Source organism: Coleofasciculus sp. B1-GNL1-01, from assembly GCF_040220235.1.
Classification (GTDB): domain Bacteria; phylum Cyanobacteriota; class Cyanobacteriia; order Cyanobacteriales; family Coleofasciculaceae; genus Coleofasciculus.
Map to the genome: position 1 here is coordinate 23,205 of NZ_JAVJTO010000013.1, position 16,828 is coordinate 40,032.

14 protein-coding genes are annotated in these 16,828 nt (G+C 46.9%); 5 read left to right on the forward strand and 9 right to left on the reverse strand.

Features of this window, described 5'->3' with window-relative positions; translation table 11 throughout:
* Positions 1 to 276 precede the first annotated feature (276 nt).
* The 4 genes from RID53_RS02915 to RID53_RS02930 form a co-directional block, all read right to left on the reverse strand.
* Positions 277 to 480: a phycobilisome linker polypeptide gene (locus tag RID53_RS02915; RefSeq protein ID WP_446386693.1), complete on the reverse strand. Its 204-nt coding sequence runs from the start codon at positions 478 to 480 to the stop codon at positions 277 to 279.
* 202 nt (positions 481 to 682) lie between these two features.
* Positions 683 to 1,168, reverse strand: coding sequence for an allophycocyanin subunit beta (gene apcB, locus RID53_RS02920; protein ID WP_446370407.1), 486 nt, complete (start codon positions 1,166 to 1,168; stop codon positions 683 to 685).
* Positions 1,169 to 1,273: 105 nt separating this feature from the next.
* On the reverse strand, positions 1,274 to 1,759 hold the full coding sequence (gene apcA, locus RID53_RS02925; RefSeq protein ID WP_446386694.1) for an allophycocyanin subunit alpha: 486 nt from the start codon (positions 1,757 to 1,759) through the stop codon (positions 1,274 to 1,276).
* Between the two features lie 379 nt (positions 1,760 to 2,138).
* Positions 2,139 to 5,444: a phycobilisome rod-core linker polypeptide gene (locus RID53_RS02930; RefSeq protein ID WP_446386695.1), complete on the reverse strand. Its 3,306-nt coding sequence runs from the start codon at positions 5,442 to 5,444 to the stop codon at positions 2,139 to 2,141.
* Positions 5,445 to 5,907: 463 nt separating this feature from the next.
* Here RID53_RS02930 and RID53_RS02935 point away from each other — a divergent pair, with 463 nt between their 5' ends.
* Positions 5,908 to 7,128: a class I SAM-dependent methyltransferase gene (locus RID53_RS02935; protein ID WP_446386696.1), complete on the forward strand. Its 1,221-nt coding sequence runs from the start codon at positions 5,908 to 5,910 to the stop codon at positions 7,126 to 7,128.
* A gap of 169 nt (positions 7,129 to 7,297) precedes the next feature.
* Positions 7,298 to 7,744, forward strand: coding sequence for a D-aminoacyl-tRNA deacylase (gene dtd, locus RID53_RS02940; RefSeq protein ID WP_446386697.1), 447 nt, complete (start codon positions 7,298 to 7,300; stop codon positions 7,742 to 7,744).
* 158 nt (positions 7,745 to 7,902) lie between these two features.
* On the opposite strand, the gene RID53_RS02945 is transcribed toward dtd, so the two are convergent.
* The 5 genes from RID53_RS02945 to RID53_RS02965 form a co-directional block, all read right to left on the reverse strand.
* Positions 7,903 to 8,292, reverse strand: coding sequence for a type II toxin-antitoxin system death-on-curing family toxin (locus tag RID53_RS02945; RefSeq protein WP_446386698.1), 390 nt, complete (start codon positions 8,290 to 8,292; stop codon positions 7,903 to 7,905).
* Positions 8,285 to 8,509: an AbrB/MazE/SpoVT family DNA-binding domain-containing protein gene (locus tag RID53_RS02950; protein ID WP_446386699.1), complete on the reverse strand. Its 225-nt coding sequence runs from the start codon at positions 8,507 to 8,509 to the stop codon at positions 8,285 to 8,287. The genes RID53_RS02945 and RID53_RS02950 overlap by 8 nt, the downstream gene beginning before the upstream one ends.
* A 140-nt stretch (positions 8,510 to 8,649) precedes the next feature.
* On the reverse strand, positions 8,650 to 11,790 hold the full coding sequence (locus RID53_RS02955; RefSeq protein ID WP_446386700.1) for a carboxypeptidase regulatory-like domain-containing protein: 3,141 nt from the start codon (positions 11,788 to 11,790) through the stop codon (positions 8,650 to 8,652).
* A gap of 199 nt (positions 11,791 to 11,989) precedes the next feature.
* Positions 11,990 to 12,814: a P pilus assembly protein, chaperone PapD gene (locus RID53_RS02960; protein WP_446386701.1), complete on the reverse strand. Its 825-nt coding sequence runs from the start codon at positions 12,812 to 12,814 to the stop codon at positions 11,990 to 11,992.
* 116 nt (positions 12,815 to 12,930) lie between these two features.
* Positions 12,931 to 13,416 carry a hypothetical protein gene (locus tag RID53_RS02965; protein ID WP_446386702.1) on the reverse strand — a complete coding sequence of 162 codons (486 nt, stop codon included), beginning with the start codon at positions 13,414 to 13,416 and terminating at the stop codon, positions 12,931 to 12,933.
* Positions 13,417 to 14,070: 654 nt separating this feature from the next.
* On the opposite strand from RID53_RS02965, the gene RID53_RS02970 reads away from it, so the two are divergent.
* The 3 genes from RID53_RS02970 (at position 14,071) to RID53_RS02980 (ending at position 16,603) form a co-directional block, all read left to right on the forward strand.
* Complete coding sequence (locus RID53_RS02970) at positions 14,071 to 15,216, forward strand: PAS domain S-box protein (protein WP_446386703.1); 1,146 nt, start codon at positions 14,071 to 14,073, stop codon at positions 15,214 to 15,216.
* Positions 15,194 to 15,889 (forward strand): response regulator, encoded by a 696-nt coding sequence (locus RID53_RS02975; RefSeq protein WP_446386704.1) that lies wholly within the window; start codon positions 15,194 to 15,196, stop codon positions 15,887 to 15,889. Before RID53_RS02970 ends, RID53_RS02975 begins: the two co-directional genes overlap by 23 nt.
* Positions 15,890 to 16,006: 117 nt before the next feature.
* Positions 16,007 to 16,603, forward strand: a complete 597-nt coding sequence (locus tag RID53_RS02980; RefSeq protein ID WP_446386705.1) for a response regulator transcription factor — start codon at positions 16,007 to 16,009, stop codon at positions 16,601 to 16,603.
* The last annotated feature ends 225 nt before the right edge of the window (positions 16,604 to 16,828 follow it).

The window sequence follows — 16,828 nt, forward strand, 5'->3', positions numbered from 1 at the left end:
ACCCTCTGTCGAGGGAAAATTCGGCGCTGACGTAGGCAAAAATTCCAGGATGCAAGAGAGTGGTAGTGTAAAAACCTTGCACTTGTTGGGTCAAAAAATGGCTTGAAACCCCTATCTAGTCTACCTTACACACTTATGCAGCAAGCCCTAAATATAAATTCTGTATTCTGTATGTTATCTTGTCCTAACCTCAATGTGTAGCGCTATACGTTCTGACAATTTTCCAATCAAAAAGGGGTCATCGCGACCCCCCACCTTTGCCGTAGAAGCTATTTTTTAAAGCAATCCAGTATTTGTACCTTGTTTGCCAGTCGCTAGCTTCACATTGATAATTTTGCCGCCCATTTTCATGATCCGCTGTTGTTCGCGGAACCAGTTGTCGTAGGGAACTAACTTAGTGAAATAGGTGTTTTGCAACTCCCGTTGAGTTCGGGTTCTAGTTTGGCTGGGGACGCAAGCCGTCACCTGAAACATTCGCATGATTGAAGTTCTCCTAATTAAAACTCAAAAACTTTATATTGCAATCAGGTTTGGGACTCAACTGTCAATACTAGATTGTCAAAACTCATCTGCTTAACTAAAAAGTCAGACGTGCCTTTAACAAGCTAGCACTCACAATTGATTTCCCAAACCTTGAAAAAATGACCGACTACAGGTTCACAAGGGAACGTTCCAGAATTTTCTAGCTCAAACCCGAGCAAATGTAGTCGAAGTAAACACCCATTTCCTTGCCAGCATCAGCACCAACCAAACTGGCGGTAACTTCTTTCATGGCTTGGATGGCTTGTACGGTTGCACTAATGGGAACACCTAGAGAATTATAGGTTTCCTTGAGTCCATTCAGTACACGCTCATCCAGGATGGAGGTGTCACCCGCCAACATGGCATAGGTGGAGTAGCGCAGATAGTAGTCCAAGTCGCGGATACAAGCAGCGTAGCGGCGAGTGGTGTACATGTTGCCACCCGGACGAGTGATATCCGAGTAGAGCAAAGACTTGGCAACAGCTTCTTTAACGATAGTTGCTGCGTTAGCACTGATTGTGGTTGCCGCACGCACCCGCAATTCACCCGTGGCGAAATAGCCCTTGAGCTTGTCCATCGCAGAGGCGTCCAGGTATTTTCCTTGAACGTCGGAAGAGTTAATAACAGAGGTAATTGCGTCTTGCATCGATTCTATTTTCCTTATTTCACCTAGTCTCTCGAATCCTTAAGACAGACGTGCAACGTCCAGGTGTGGAAGCGTCATGCTACGTCTTTCCCTGTAGGATAGGGTCTACTGCATTGCTCCGATTACATAGTCGAAGTAGGAGCCAGCTTCAGCCGCATCTTCCCCAGTCATCATACCGGTAGCAGCGGTTTTCATGGCACGAACGCCTTCGACAACAGCGTCAACGGGAGTTCCTAAAGACTTGTACATTTCCCGCACGCCGACTAAGCCAATTTCTTCAATTGGGGTAACATCGCCAGCGACAACACCATAAGTGATTAGGCGCAGATAGTAGTCCAAGTCACGCAGACAAGTTGCTGTCATTTCTTCACCGTAGGCATTACCACCGGGAGAAACAACATCAGGACGCTTCTGGAATAACTGGTCTCCAGCTTGCTTAACGATGCGCTCACGAGAGTCTGTCAACGTTTGAGCAACCCGTAGGCGACGATCACCAGAGGTCACAAACGACTTGATCCGGTCTAATTCACCAGGGCTTAGGTAACGAGCCTCGGCATCGGCATTCACGATTGATTTCGTGACTATACTCATTTACAGGATTCCTCCTCCAAGAATGTAACCAGGTGTGTGTACTTAAACTGGCTTATTGTAACTGTTGAAACGCTGAAACGCTTCCCAATGGGCTAGACTTTCTAGCTTAATGGCTGACTCTGCCCGATCTTGAAACGACTTAATCGACTCAAGGTTGGTGAGAGTAGCTAGCGATACATTAGGTCAGTGAGACAGCTCTCTTCCGCAAATATTTTGCGATAGATTGTTCACATTTTTCCTATGTTCGCAACATTTTGTAACATTTGTCCTCAGATTTAGGGGTAGGGAACGCTGATTGTAGAGACGTAGCATCCTACGTCTCTACACCCTATCTTGCTCAGAGACGTGCCATGGCACGCCTGGAACATTACCCTAATCCCTAATCAGAGATAGCTTTGATACTGCCCAAGTAATTGCCTGCTGGCAATGAGGGAACGCGAGGATAAGGAACCACATAGTTCCCGAAGAAACGAGCATACTCTGAACTATCTACAATCGCAACCACAACCGCATTCAGTCCTTGTTCAGCCATGAGTTTGGTGTAGTCCTGAATCTCCGTTTGAGTCGCAGGAGTGCGTCCCAACAGATGACGGAACAAGAACTCGATGACTTTGGCACTAGGATAGGGCGAGTAGAAGCGCTGGCGATAGCTTTCACTACATGCCAACCCCTTAACAAAGTCGCGCACCGAGATGTCACCTTGGCTCAGTTGACGCTCTAAGTCAGGCTGTCGATAGGATGGGGGAATTTCACCCGTCCAGATATCCATCACCTGAGCGTAAATAGCCTCGATAACCTGAGCCGTTTCGTCCGGGTTTCCGGGGTTTAGGCGAAAAATCCGTGCCGGTTTACGATTGGCAATTCCGATGGTGGGTTGAACCGTTGGATTATTGTCCTTGGGTACAGAACGACTGAGTTCGACAAAATCAGGCTTAGTCGCCGCCATATCCGCGATCGCTTTACCCGTTAAGGGAAGTTTTGCCCCATCCACTCGCGAACTGACTGGCTCAAAGCTAGGAACCACCAGTTGATCATTCTGCTTGGTTAGCTTGTTATAGAGTTTCTCGGTATTGGGGAAGTTCGCCGCTGGTAAAGTGGGGAAGCGACGATAGGGAACCGTATCTTCACCAAAGACTTGAACATACTCCATGCTGTTAACCATGGCGCTGATAAAGCCTCGGATACCCTGGGATGCCAGAATCTGGTTGTACTTCTGGATTTCCTTTTGATTTTCCGGTGCTCGACCCAAGAAATGCTTGGTGCCAAATTCAATCACCTGGGTGTTGGGGTAGGGAGTGTAGAACTCTTTGATGTAGAGTTCAGAGCATCCTAACCCTTCAATAAACTCCTTGAGGTTAATCTCACCATTCCCTAGTTTGCTTTCCAAGCTAGAGAACTGACCTTTAACCACATACGGTTCAACATCGCGCTCAAAGATCTGGCGATACGCGGCACGAATCAGAACCTTCACCGCTGGCTTATCGTTGAGATCCGTCAGCTTAAAGATCTTGGTCTGCTGGCGCTTAGTGTTAACGCCCTGATTAATCCGGAATTTAACATCTGGCTCAGTCCGCGTTTCTGGCACCTCTGCCATTTCCACATACGTCGGAGTCGCTGGTACTTCTGGCTTAGTCCCCACATCCTCACGCAGCGCACCCGGTCGAGCCGATCGCAATTGTAGACCCCCCGGTGTCAGATAGCGCTCGTAGGGAACTGTATCTTCGCCAAAGGCTTCCTCGTATTCTTTGCTGTCAATCAGCCTATCCACTAGGGCGTAGAAGCCTTTTTTGGCACAAATATCAAAGTATTTGTTCGTTTCCCCGCGCCCGTAGGTGGGACGTCCCAGCAGACGACGGTGGATATATTCCACAGCCTTCATCACATACAGGGATGTCCAGTACATCTTGCGGAAGACATCGGACTTCGCCAAGATGCGGATAAACTCCCGAACCGTAATCTCGCCATTTTCCAGCTTAATCTCCGCCACTTTCTGGCGTTGACCGTCATAAACCTCCCGTCCAAAGACTTGGCGATAGCAGGCACTAATCACCTTTTGGGTCGAGCTTTCGGCAAATGTGACACTAGCTGCCTTAGTGCTAGGAATCTGGTCTAAGCGGAAGACTTTCGCCCCCAGAGAACCGGGAAACTCACCCCTTGCCTGAGGATTGCTGTTTTGGTTATTAATCCCCGGTCCGCGATGGATCAGGATGCGCTTAGTATCCTTGCCAAACCCAGCCGGTTGCGTGTTGGGATTGCGCGTTTCTTTGGGGAAAATTGCCCCAAACTGAATCTCTAAGGGATCATTACCTGCACCGTAGGGATGTTGATCCGGTAACGGCTGCTCGTACTTGGCAAAGGTGGTGATAAATTGCGGTACCTTGCGGAAGGGGGCGCTGTATTTGAGCAAATCTTGCTGCATCCCCCAGTTGCGGCATTCCTGAGCCTCCTGACCCAATCCCCGCAGGTAGGGAACGGTTTCTTCACCAAAGTAATCGGAGTATTCCTGAGAATACACCAAGGCGTCTACCAGCGCAGGTAAACCGCCATCGGACACAATCGAGAAGTAGGTCTGAACTTCTTCGCGAGAGGACGGACCCCGACCCAGGAAATGACGGAATGCCAGTTCTAAAGCACGACTGTTTATAAAGGGTTCGTAAAATTGCTTACGGTATAGGGGCGATTTACCCAGGCGACGCACAAACTCCTTCATGGATATATCGCCGTTTTTCACCTGAGATTCCAGGTAGGAAATGGATTGGCTGTAGGCGCGGCTAATGTCACGCTCAAAGATCTGCCGATAGGCGGCTTTAACGACTTGGTTCTTTTCTAACGCCGATAGTCCCGGCTTCATTACGAACTTCGGACGCCGTTCGGCTGCATTGAAGTAACTTTGAGGCAGTTGTAACCCTTGCTGATCCGGCGAAGGACGCTGTCGGACTTTATCGGCTGGATTTGGGGCTTTGAATTCGTTAATCAGAATCTCAAAGTACTCACCCACCAGTTGGGCGGCTTCAGCATCGCGCTTAAAGTACCCCAAAGAGGCTGCCCGCATTTCTTGCAGTGCCAGTAATGTGGCATCTCCAGAGCAGGCATTTTCGATAATTTCCCGTAATCCGCGAACGTTGACGGTAATAATATTCGGATCACCAGCGACAATCGCATAAGTGACATAGCGCAGCATCCAAGACAAGTCCCGCAGGGATTTCTGCATATTGCTTGGACCATAACGGGCGACATTTATGGGTCGGAATCCCGCTGGGGCTGGACCGCCAGTTGAGGCGCTAAAGATGTTTCGGAATCCTTCAAAGAAACCCCCGCCACTTTCCACATACGTTGCGGTTCCCAGCGCCATCGTGCGTCTGACATCACCTGTACCCGCCCCACTGGTTGCCATTGCCATTTCTGGTGCAGGTTCTTCCTGGGGCTTTTCTAAATACGCCATCGGAGAACCGCCGACAAAAATCCGGTTAGCGGCACGAGATACGATCAAGTCTGAGTTTTGAGTAATCAGATTGGCAATATCTATGCGTCTTGTACCGGATTGGAAATATTCGGACAGCTCAACCAGCTCTCCTTTACCCAAGAACCGATCTTGCTGTTCGGCTTGGATAATGTTGCTAATCGGTACAGTTTGATACAGTTGCGGACGTGCAACTGAGCTTCCACCACTTGCCTTAACACTCATTGATTTTCAAACGCTCCCATCGACAATTGCTACTGACTGTGTTAAGCCTGACCAGGGGATTCATCTCGATCACTTTCGTTTACATTCTTAGGCTCAGTACATTAAGGTTTTCTCCCAGACCTACTTGTTCAGGGAATGGGATATCCTGTGTTACCTTGCCCTAAATCAACCAGTGACCTCGCTAAACCTGGTCAGAATCTAGATTAAAACGTTTCTGATCTGCTTAACGGCTTTATTAAGAAGTGTATAGAATACATGCCAAAATTTTACAGTGTCATAACAGAGTCATCATAGTGGATTAATCTCACTCACTGAGAAAAAGCATAAGTTTTGTTACATTAGTTCGGGTTCCGAGGGGTGAAGGAGCTGGGGGAGCTGGGGAAGCTGGGGAAGCTGAGGGAGATGGGGAAGCAAAGGACGAATAACAAATGACAAATGACAAATGACAAAGGACAAATGACGAATGACGAATGACAATACCAGCACCGCTGTAGCCCAATTGTATGACGCTTACCCCTTTCCCCCAGAACCCCTGTTGGATGAACCGCCGCCTGGGTATAATTGGCGCTGGAATTGGTTAGCCGCCTATAGTTTCTGCACGGGTCAAAAACCCTCAAGGCAGGATATTCGGATTTTAGATGCTGGTTGTGGTACTGGGGTAGGTACCGAATATTTGGTTCACCTGAATCCCCACGCCTCGGTAGTGGGTATCGATTTGAGTGCTGGGGCGTTGCAGGTGGCGCAGGAACGCTGTCATCGTTCTGGGGCGAATCGGGTTGAGTTTCATCACTTGAGTCTCTATGATGCCCAGGAACTGGACGGAGAGTTTGATTTAATTAACTGTGTGGGCGTATTGCATCATTTGCCTGATCCGATTCGCGGTATTCAGGCATTAGCACCCAAGTTAGCACCAGGGGGCTTGATGCATATTTTTGTCTATGCTGAATTGGGGCGCTGGGAAGTGCGGCTAATGCAACAGGCGATCGCACTTTTGCAAGGGGATCAGCGTGGGGATTACCACGATGGTGTGCAAGTCGGACGCCAGGTGTTTGAGTCTTTACCAGAAAAAAACCGAATTGTCAAGCGAGAAAAAGAACGCTGGTCATTGGAAAATCAACGGGATGCGAATTTCGCGGATATGTATGTGCATCCTCAAGAGATTGACTACACAATTGATAGTCTATTTGAGTTAATTGATGCGTCGGGGTTAGAATTTATCGGCTTTTCTAATCCTGGATATTGGCAATTGGATCGGCTATTGGGGAAAAATCCAGGGTTAATGGAACGGGCGAGTGGGTTGAGCGATCGCCAACGGTATCGTTTAATTGAATTGTTAGATCCAGACCTGTCTCATTATGAGTTTTTCTTGGGGCGTCCACCTTTACCAAAGGTTGATTGGTCACAGGATCAGGAGTTATTAGCAGCGATTCCAGAACGCAATCCCTGTATGGAAGGGTGGCCCAGTCAATGTCTATTTAACTACGATTATCAGATTATCAATTTATCAGATGCCGAGTTTGCTTTTCTGCAAGCTTGTGACGAGAACAGTAGTCAACAGCGCACTGTGGCAGAGATTTTAAGGGAGGTAGAATTAGGATTAGATGGAGTGCGATCGCTCCAACAACAGCAGCTTATTATCTTAAGTGAGGGAACAGGGAACAGGGAACAGGGAACAGGAAAATGAGGGAGATAAGGGAGTTAACTCAACACTTAATCAGGGCGGGTTTTGTAGAAACGTTATCATCAATAGCGACAAGAAAGTCCCTAAACCCGCCCCTACAGATTCACGCGCCATACCCTCGAACAAAGTGAAGGATCAAAATTCAAAATTCAACACTCAAAACTTATTGTAAATGCGCGTTATTATCCAGCGAGTTAAATCCTCTCAAGTAACCGTTAATGGTGAAGTCGTTGGCAAAATTGGTCAAGGGCTAAATTTACTCGTGGGGATTGCGGATAGCGATACGGAAGCTGAATTAGATTGGATGGCGCGAAAATGCTTGGATTTGCGGTTATTTCCCGGAACCGATAGCAGTAGCGATCGCTGGGAAAAATCGGTTCAGGAAATTGGCGGCGAATTGTTGGTGGTGAGTCAGTTTACCTTGTATGGGGATTGTCGCAAAGGGCGTCGCCCGTCGTTTTCGCGATCAGCGAATCCAGACCAAGCCGAACAGCTTTATCAGCAGTTTGTAGAAAAGTTGCGTCAAAGTGGGTTACGAGTGGAAACCGGGGTATTTGGGGCGATGATGCACGTCTCGATTGAAAATGATGGACCCGTGACATTGCTCTTGGAGCGGTAAATTGACCAATTGCTTACACCAATGAGGGTAGGCATTTTGTCTAGCGATCGCTCAAACTATTACAGGATAATATTTTCGATTGGATATAACTATTTTGTATAGAGGGAACTTCCGAAAATCACCCTCAACCAACAGAGAGATAATTGACACCCAACTATCTACGCCTCCTTTGAGGAATATTGCCTCAACCACTGTGCCAACTCATCTTCAGAGAGTTCCCCCGCCGCCAGCGATCGCATCACCAGCACCACCTCTGGCTCCGGTGCATCCAATTCCCAACTATTCACCTTCAAAAACACATACATCACCTGAAACGCCGTGCGCTTATTGCCATCAATAAACGGATGATTTCTAGCAATTCCATAGCCATAGTCCGCCGCCAGTCGATAAATATCTGCCCCTTCATACCCATAGCGATTACGCGCACGGGCAAGGGCGCTCGCCAGCAACCCCTCATCCCGTAACCCATACACCCCACCATGGGTCGCAACTTGATCATCATGAATCACCTGCACCATCGCAGCAGTAATCCAAATCGGTTCAGCCATCTGCCAACTCTCGCATGGCATTACGATACTGCGACGCCCCCTGCTTGTAAGCCGCCATCACCTGCTCAAACTCAGGATCATAAGCCATCAACTTAATCCCATCCTCCATCACCACCAGAGTCAGCGTATCCCCTTCCCTCAAATTAAATTTGTCCAAGATTTCTTTAGGAAACGTGGTGCCAATGGAGTTGCCCACTTTCCGTAGTTTTATCTCCATGATTTAATTCTCCGCTGACGTTATTACTATTGTAATCACGCCAATTACCAGACAAGCCAGCCAAAAACGAATCGAGTCCAGTGCGATCGCTCCAACAGCAGCAGCTTGCTACCCCCGTTATAACCTAGTCCGTGCAGGCATTACAGGTTCGGCGTTGACGTTAGGGGAACACTGTTCCCTGTTTTTTGTTCCCCGTTCCCTACTCTCTGTAAATTCAGTTCTTGGAAAGGTTCAGATGTGCGGGTTAAAATTAAGGTTAAAGGGTCTACCGATTTACCATTAACGTTTAATTGATAGGTTCCTTGAGTTAGCGATTCTAGATAGTAAACCCCGGCTGCATTGGTCACTGAAAAAATCCGTTTCCCTGACTCGGTATGAATCGCTTCTACTCTCGCCCCCGCGATCGCACGTCCAGCCGCATCAGTAACAACGCCAGAACGGGTATAGGAGGGGATTAGGGGAACGTCAACCGGGGTATAGCTTCCCGCCACGACATCCACCGCATAAGCCGTCTCAGGCGCTTGCCAATCCACCGGAAAGCCAGCCGGATCAAGGTCGAGGCGATAGGTTCCTGGGGGGAGGCGCATCATGATCCGATCATCTTTAATATCGGGTCGTAATGTGCTAACCAATTGGCTGTTGAGAATCACTAAATTTGGGTCACTAAATCCTTTTTCAGCGGGGTCTTTTTGACCATTTTGATTGTCGTCGAAAAAGGGTTGAATCATCACACCGCCTTGGGTGCGGAGGTAGTTGGTGCGGGCGTCGCCTGCGGTGAGTCCACGTTGTAGATTTAAACTAGAGACTAATTGTACACTAAAACTCGATTCATCAGAGGTCGCGGAAATGCCTTGATAACGTCCCCGTACTTGTAAACCGGGGATAATTGTAGTTCCTACTGAAGCAATTAAACCCGAACCACGAGAACCAACACCATATCCTAGTTCTGCATCCCACAGAGGAATTCCATTGCGGGATTCTTGATGGGAACGATAGCGCCAGGATAGGGTGGTGAGGTGGTCATTTTGGCTTTGGTTATAGGTGTCAAGTCCCAAAGCAAGGGAGTGACCTTTGTCAAAATTATTTCTGCCAAAATTATATCGCAGTTCCGATTGAGTATTCACTTCATTGCCAATCGAACGCAGTTCAAATTGATGGAGACGTTGCCATAAATTCCAACGCAAACGGCTTTCACTATCGAAGGTTACTCGGGCAAAGGTAAAGGCATTTTTGCTACTAAAGGCGAATTGTACTCCCCCAGCCGTCCCATTGCGACTATCTGTACTTCCGAGTAAGGTAAAACCTGGAGAGATTTGCCAGGAGAGGTTGAGTCGATCCGAAAAGCGATCGCGAGTAAAACGGGCGGTAAAATTAGAGGAGGGTTCGTATAAAATATCGGCTAAAATATCGGCGTTAATGTCCCAATCGGATTCCTCTGTACCGCTTAAGGCGGAAACCGCAACTTTTAAGGGAAAGCCTTCCGGTTGAAAAAAGACTTCCCCTAATCCCCGCAACGATTCATCGTAAACCGCACCAACGCCCACCGTTAAACTATTGGATACCCCCCAGCGCCCCAACACACCCCCTTGAAAATTGCTAAAATCGCCCAAAATTCCCGAATCAACGGCTGATAACTGTCGCCGCCACCCCCCAGAGGCAATAAATGCTGTGGTTCCGGTGGGAATGCGCCCAGGTACATTAGAAAACGTGGCATCCCGAATTTCCGGTTGTTCGGTGAGGTTCGCTTGAGGATAAAGCAAAACCCGATAATAACCGCCTACGCCTTGAGGGTCAAATTCAATGTTTTCAAAGCGATAAACGCCAGCGGAATCCACCAAGACTTCGGCAATAATTTGGTCACTTAATCCCTGTACCAATCGCACCAAGGTTCCTGGTTCCGCTTCCCCAGAAATTGTGCGACTCATTTGCGCCGCTTGTAGGCGTTGATTAGGATTATTTTCCCCATAGAGTTGTAGTTTTGGAATAAACCCTTGGCGCTGAATTGTGGTAAATCCCCAATAATCCCCAGCACTTTGGCTACGCCAAAAGGGAGGTTGAGATCCCAGAATATAATCAGAGGCATCAGTTTGACGTTGATATTGTACCTCCGCTAGACGCCAGGTTTCTCGGTCAAAAAAATCCGGCTGATTTGCCCGAATTAACCAACTTCCCCCGAAAATACTGCCAACGGCGGTTAAATTTCCTCGGTAGCTAGGGGAGAGAGTTTGACTCCCATTGGCATCAATCCGTTGTTCTACAGCCGCCAGAGAAAACCCATTCGCCGCAATGCGGGGTAATCCTTCGGTTTGAATGGGTATACGTTGGGGGCGGGTGGGATTGCGTTGGTTTAACCACGGTGCGGTTATTTGAATCGCGTATTCGATAATATCAAATTCTACCTCAACTTGGAACAGTTCCTGCACTTGGGCGACAGAAAACACCAGTCCCAATTGGGGGTCAGTTTGCAGTTTGCTGGGGTTAATTCGCACTGTTTGAACAGAGGAACTTAATTCAATTTGATTATCGGGTAATACTTTTGTCGTTAATTTCAACGCCCGCACTAGGGCATCATAAGGCAAAAACCATTGGTCAAAATTAATCGCAGCGCTGCCATCTTCTTGTCCTCGGATTAATAAGCCAGAGACAATGTTGCGTTTATTTACATTTAATCCCACCGGAAAGACTATAAACCCGTCGGGAATTTGTGCCACGGGGGAGAGGGAAGGGTCAAGGGTTAAGGGTTCAGAGTCAGTGGGTGTGGAGGAGTCACCAGAAGTTGTCGCTAGTTCAGGGATAGATGGTGTCGGTTCAACAATATCATTTTTCTCATCTTCGTGATTTAGTTTTTGAGTCGGAGGCGGTATAATTTCTGGGGGTACTGGGGGTGCGATCGCGTGATTTAAATTAACCGGATTAGACTCAGGTACAGCAAGGGTTTCAGGTTCTATGGCAGGGTTAGAAACACTTACGCCCATGGGAGAACCTAATTGTTCAGTACCAGAATATTCCCTATTAAAAATATTAACATCGGTCGAATAATAGTAACCTGCGCCCTTTCCATGTCCAGATGCTTCTGAGAACTCCGGCGCGTTAGCCACAGAGGATTCAGGCGTGAACTGTTCTGGCGGCGTCGGTTTAGCTGAATCTAACGCCTTCTGTGGGGAAGTAGTCGCAGGAATTGAATGGGATTTTAATCCTAAAGATGGTGTTACCTGGGTTGTTTGTTGAGATAGAGAAAAATTGATAATTGCAGGTGGATGAGGAGGGGGCGTGTGAATCATGATCAAAGCAATTTTTCAATTAAAAAATTTTCCAGGAATGACGTAATATGGAATATAACCTTCAGGTTGTAGAAACCTTGCATGCAACGTCTCTACAATATTTGTGCCGAAATTGTAGAAATTGTAGGGTGCGTTAGCGCAGCGTAACGCACCATTAATCTGTAATACTTTACCGCTATCGCCTAACCCTGATTGAATATCAGCTATTTGGAATCGTGAAATTCAGATCAAACGGAATAGAATTGTTATTCCCCCAGGTTAAGCTTCCCGTGAGTTGATAGTTCCCCGGAGAAAGGGGAGGAAAATCTGGGCTGAAGAGATTTAAAGGCAAATTACGCTTACTTTCAGCAATAACCGTACTCGGTAGTAAATGACCTGAATGAATCACTCGTTCTCCTTGACTGAGTGACCAATCTACCTTTGCTTGAGTTGAAGCATTCCCCGTATTTTGCACTAAAAGTTGCAGTTGATTAATTGTTTGATTAAAGCTGGCATTCTCAACGCTAATATTAGGCATGACATTGCCTTTCCGGATATAGATATTGGTGGCGACTCGTGTGGTAATCCCCATAAGATTACTCTTCCCCGCCGCTGCTTCATTCAAGGTTTCAGTAAAAATAGCAGCACGATATTCTCCATCGGGAAGATTCGGTGCAAGTCGTGCGACTAAGCGCACTCGTCGGGTTGTATTCGGCGGAACCGTGAGTTCTCTGGGAGAGAATTGTAGATAAGAACCTAGATAGTTTGTAATTGAAGGGAGGGTTTCAAATCCTCTATCACTGTAGGTAAAGGGTTCACTATAAATTCTGGCACGTAAGGGAGTATTAGTGGGATTAATTACATTAATTACCGCGTCCACTTGACCCCGATTTGCCTGTTCCTCAATGACTAACGGTGAGGCTCCCATTTGGGCTTGAGCAGGAGGTGTTAACCAAAAGGCGGTGGATAATGCCAATGTGCCGATTTGTAGGGCTTGAAGAAGACGGCGAGAATACGTCTTGGATTTTTGTAGAGAAAAGACCATTTTTCTTATCCTGAAAGGGTTGATTTATGTCTTGAATTCGAGAAATAATCTAGGGGAAACGTATTCCCTGGATTTCCCCTAGAATCATCACTCAAAGCTTGGTAGACGCGATTGATTTATAACGCTGTAGCGGTCATGGTCACACCGAATTGATAATCACCTGCTGGCAGTACGGTTCCATGATCAGCGCTCATATCAACAGTTAGGTTGGTATCACCTAGGACTAATGCCCCCGTCGCTACGCCAAGGGTGTCATCTACGGTAATATTTAGTGAGGCAGCTCCTGTACCCGCCACCGTAGCGCTTTTGACGGTAGTGGCGTCATTGTAATCTACGGGTGCTGTTTTAATTGCTGGAGCATTGACATTTAGCGTTGCGGGTCCAGAACAGGTTACGGTTACGGTACCAGGGGTTGCTCCTGTGCTGGTCAGGGTACTATTAGTTGGCGCGGTTAATGTGCCATCTACTTTGTTACTGAATGTGCAAGAGTTGGTGACAGTTCCCCCAAATAAAACCTCTACGGGGTTGGCTTGAGCGGTTGATACAAATGCTAGAGTGCTGCTGAGAACAACGGCGGAAGCTATTAAAGTTTGACGAATCATCATTTACTCCTTGAATTGATTGAATAAGAACAGTGAAAGGTACACCCTGAACTTGTTTGATTTGTCTGTGTCTGTGCTTGCGTGGGAGTCAGATTTGACTGACAATCACAATTTAACAAGGCGTCAATGATGGAAAAATCCGCAGGATCTGGTATCTTTTGTCAGTACGTAAGTTCCCCTAATGCTGTACCTACGTAGTCCCTACGTAGACATTTTTAGGTAAGCCTACTGAGTAGGCGTAGCAGTTTCCAAGTGTATGAAGTACACGCAAGCGAGTATGATGGAGCTTGCTTCTCAAAGGCAGCGAGTTCTCAACCGTTAACTTTTATTGTCCCTACCTACTTACCTTGATTTGACCCATCGCTAACCCTCCATTTGTCAACCCCACCCTAACCCTTCCCTTATCAAGGGGAGGGAACTCGAATGGCTTTGGTTAGGGGGGTTAAGGTTAAGGCAATGAGAGTTCAAACGTCTCACACGGAAAAGCTTTTCACCTTGAATTGGCACGGATGAAAGCTTGCGCCCCCACCGATTTACTATGCCTGAGGAAGAATACGTCAAGACCGTTGAGCGTATATAATTAGGAACTCGTTGTTTAGATAAAAGAGTCGAAGGTAATAAAAGAGCTGCCTAGCTGACTACCCGAATATTGAAATGAGTCATCAACCGATAGAACCCTCAAGCTTAAAGAATGAACAGTGTTTCCGGACAATATTTGAGGCAAGCCCTCTGGGGATCGCCATAGTAGGATTGAACCAGCACTTCATCAAAGTCAATCCCCTGTTTTGTCAAATTGTGGGTTATTCAGCATCGGAATTAACTCAACTCAGGTTTACAGATATCACGCATCCTGATGATCGCAAACTGAGCCTTCAACGTGAACAGCAGCTAAGCCAGGGTAAACTTTCACGCCACCGGATTGACAAACGCTACATCCGCAAAGATGGAGAAGTCGTTGAAGTTCATTTGTCGGGGTCTATCATTCGAGATCAACAGAATAACCCCCTCTATTATTTAAAGATGATTGAGGAAATTAGCGAACGCCAGCAAACTCAGCCTCAAGCCTTACTCAAAGAACAGGAATTCAAGACACTCAAATCTCGCTTTATCGCCAGAGTATCCCATGAGTTTCGTACCCCTCTTAGTCAAATTTCCCTGTTTACCCAGTTATTAGAGCGTTACGATGAACGCTGGTCAATTGAGCAAAAAGCTGACTATTTCCGGCGAATTCACACCTCGATCACATCCATGACCCAATTATTGGATGATGTGCTGTTTATCGGCAAAGCCGACGCTGAAAAGGTGAGAAGTACCACAAAACTATTTGATCTGGCAAGCTTTTTGGAGAGGATGATCACTGAAGTCCAACAGCGAACGCAGCAGAAATGCTCGATTCAATGGCGCAATCCCAGCTTCAGCCTACCCGTCTATCTCGATCCCACCCTCGTTGAGCGTATCATGATCAATTTACTCGATAATGCGGTTAAATATTCCGTTTCAGGAGATACAGTATATATAGGCTTAACCCGTGATCATGAACAGGTGACTCTCCAAATCCAAGACCAAGGGATTGGTATCCCTGCTGAAGACTTGCCATACCTGTTTGAATCGTTCCATCGCGGCAAAAATATCGGGAACCGTCCGGGTACAGGTTTGGGATTGACGATTGTTAAGCAGTGTGTGGACGTACAGCAGGGACAGATTGAAATCACCAGTGAAATCGGGGTTGGTACAACTGTCACTCTTATCTTTCCTGTAACCTCCTGGAATTCTAGTCATGATCAAGATTTTGGTAATTGAAGATGATGATAACTTGCGGGCGGGTATGTTGGCATTACTGGAAGCTGAACAATTCCAAGCCTTCGGTGCAGAAAATGGTCGAGTGGGTTTGGAGTTGGTGCGACAACATTTACCCGATGTGATTATTTGCGATATCATGATGCCAGATTTAGATGGGTATGGCACTCTACAAGCGCTCAAACAAGACCCAGTAATGGCTCAAATTCCGTTCATCTTCTTAACCGCTTTAACCGATCGCGTGGATATGCGTCAAGGGATGGAATTGGGGGCGGATGATTTTTTAACCAAACCCTACAGTATCGACGAACTGCTCAACGCTATCGCCTCAGTTCTAGGTAAACAGGCAATCCATCAGCAGCGTACCACAAGCGAACGCGATCGCGCCGAGTCCCTCCAACAACAATTACAGGCGCTGCAAGAAATTAGTGCGACGAAAGATGATCTGTTAGAAAAATTATTGGAAGATTTGGCAGATCCAATATCTACCATCACAATAACGATTGAATTGCTAGAGTCAGCCCCCACCGAACCCCGTCGTCAGGTCTATTTGAAAAGTTTACGAGAAGAATTTAATCGTCAAGTTGAACTGATTAATCAAGTGGCTGAACTGAAAAAACTACTCACACCGGAAAATATTAAACTCTTGCGTAAACTTCCCCTGCTGAAGCGATGAAAAACACCATCGGTAGGACGTCGTACTCTGATTTCGATGACTGTGGTACACTAGATGATCGACAATGAATGCAGTGGTTCCCAACAATTCATAGTTTATCTAAATCATTCAGATTTCGTGCTGTTATTAATTAGCGATTATCCCAACTTTTTAACTACCGCCAAAGACTATTTGCAAGACCAAGGCAACTATCAAGTCACTGCCTTCAGCAATTATCAGGATGTTTTGCCGATGCTATCGAGTGGTCTTCCTGATTGCATTATCGGTGATCTGAGGGGGCGACATCAAGAGAGTTATGCATTCGTCAAATCCCTTCGAGACAATCCGCGCACTCGTTCCATTCCCTTCATTTTCCTGCATTCCCCAAACGGACTACCGGACTCGATTCAGGCTTTAAGTGCAGGGTGCGATCGCTATCTGATGAAACCCTTTTTACCGAAAAATTTACTCACCGAAATAAAAACGGCTCTCAGCTCAATTGTGACAATTCAACCGACTCAAGAATTGAGTTCCCCAGTCAATGATAGCGTGCGCTTAACGCCTACGGAAAAAAAAGTTCTCGCTTTAATTGTGCAAGGGCTATCGAATCGGGAAATTGCCGCGAACCTCTCAATCAGCCTGCGTACCGCCGAAACCCATGTCAGCAATATTTTGGGCAAAACGGGATTACCTAATCGGACTAAACTTGCAGCCTGGGCGTTAGGTGAACATTGACATGGCTACTGGAGCGTTGATACTCACCCGGTTAAAACGTGGGTTATTCTTAGGCTGATTTTGCCTTAGTTCATCCGCTCAACAAGGTAAAATAGCAGCATACCCCCAACTGGATAAGCTGTTCGGCATTTAAACCTTAATGTCAATAATGACGAAATCCTTGTAGTAGTGCGTTTAGCGAAGCCATGCCGCAGGCTTTGCATCTTGCTCGCTACCCATTCCCAA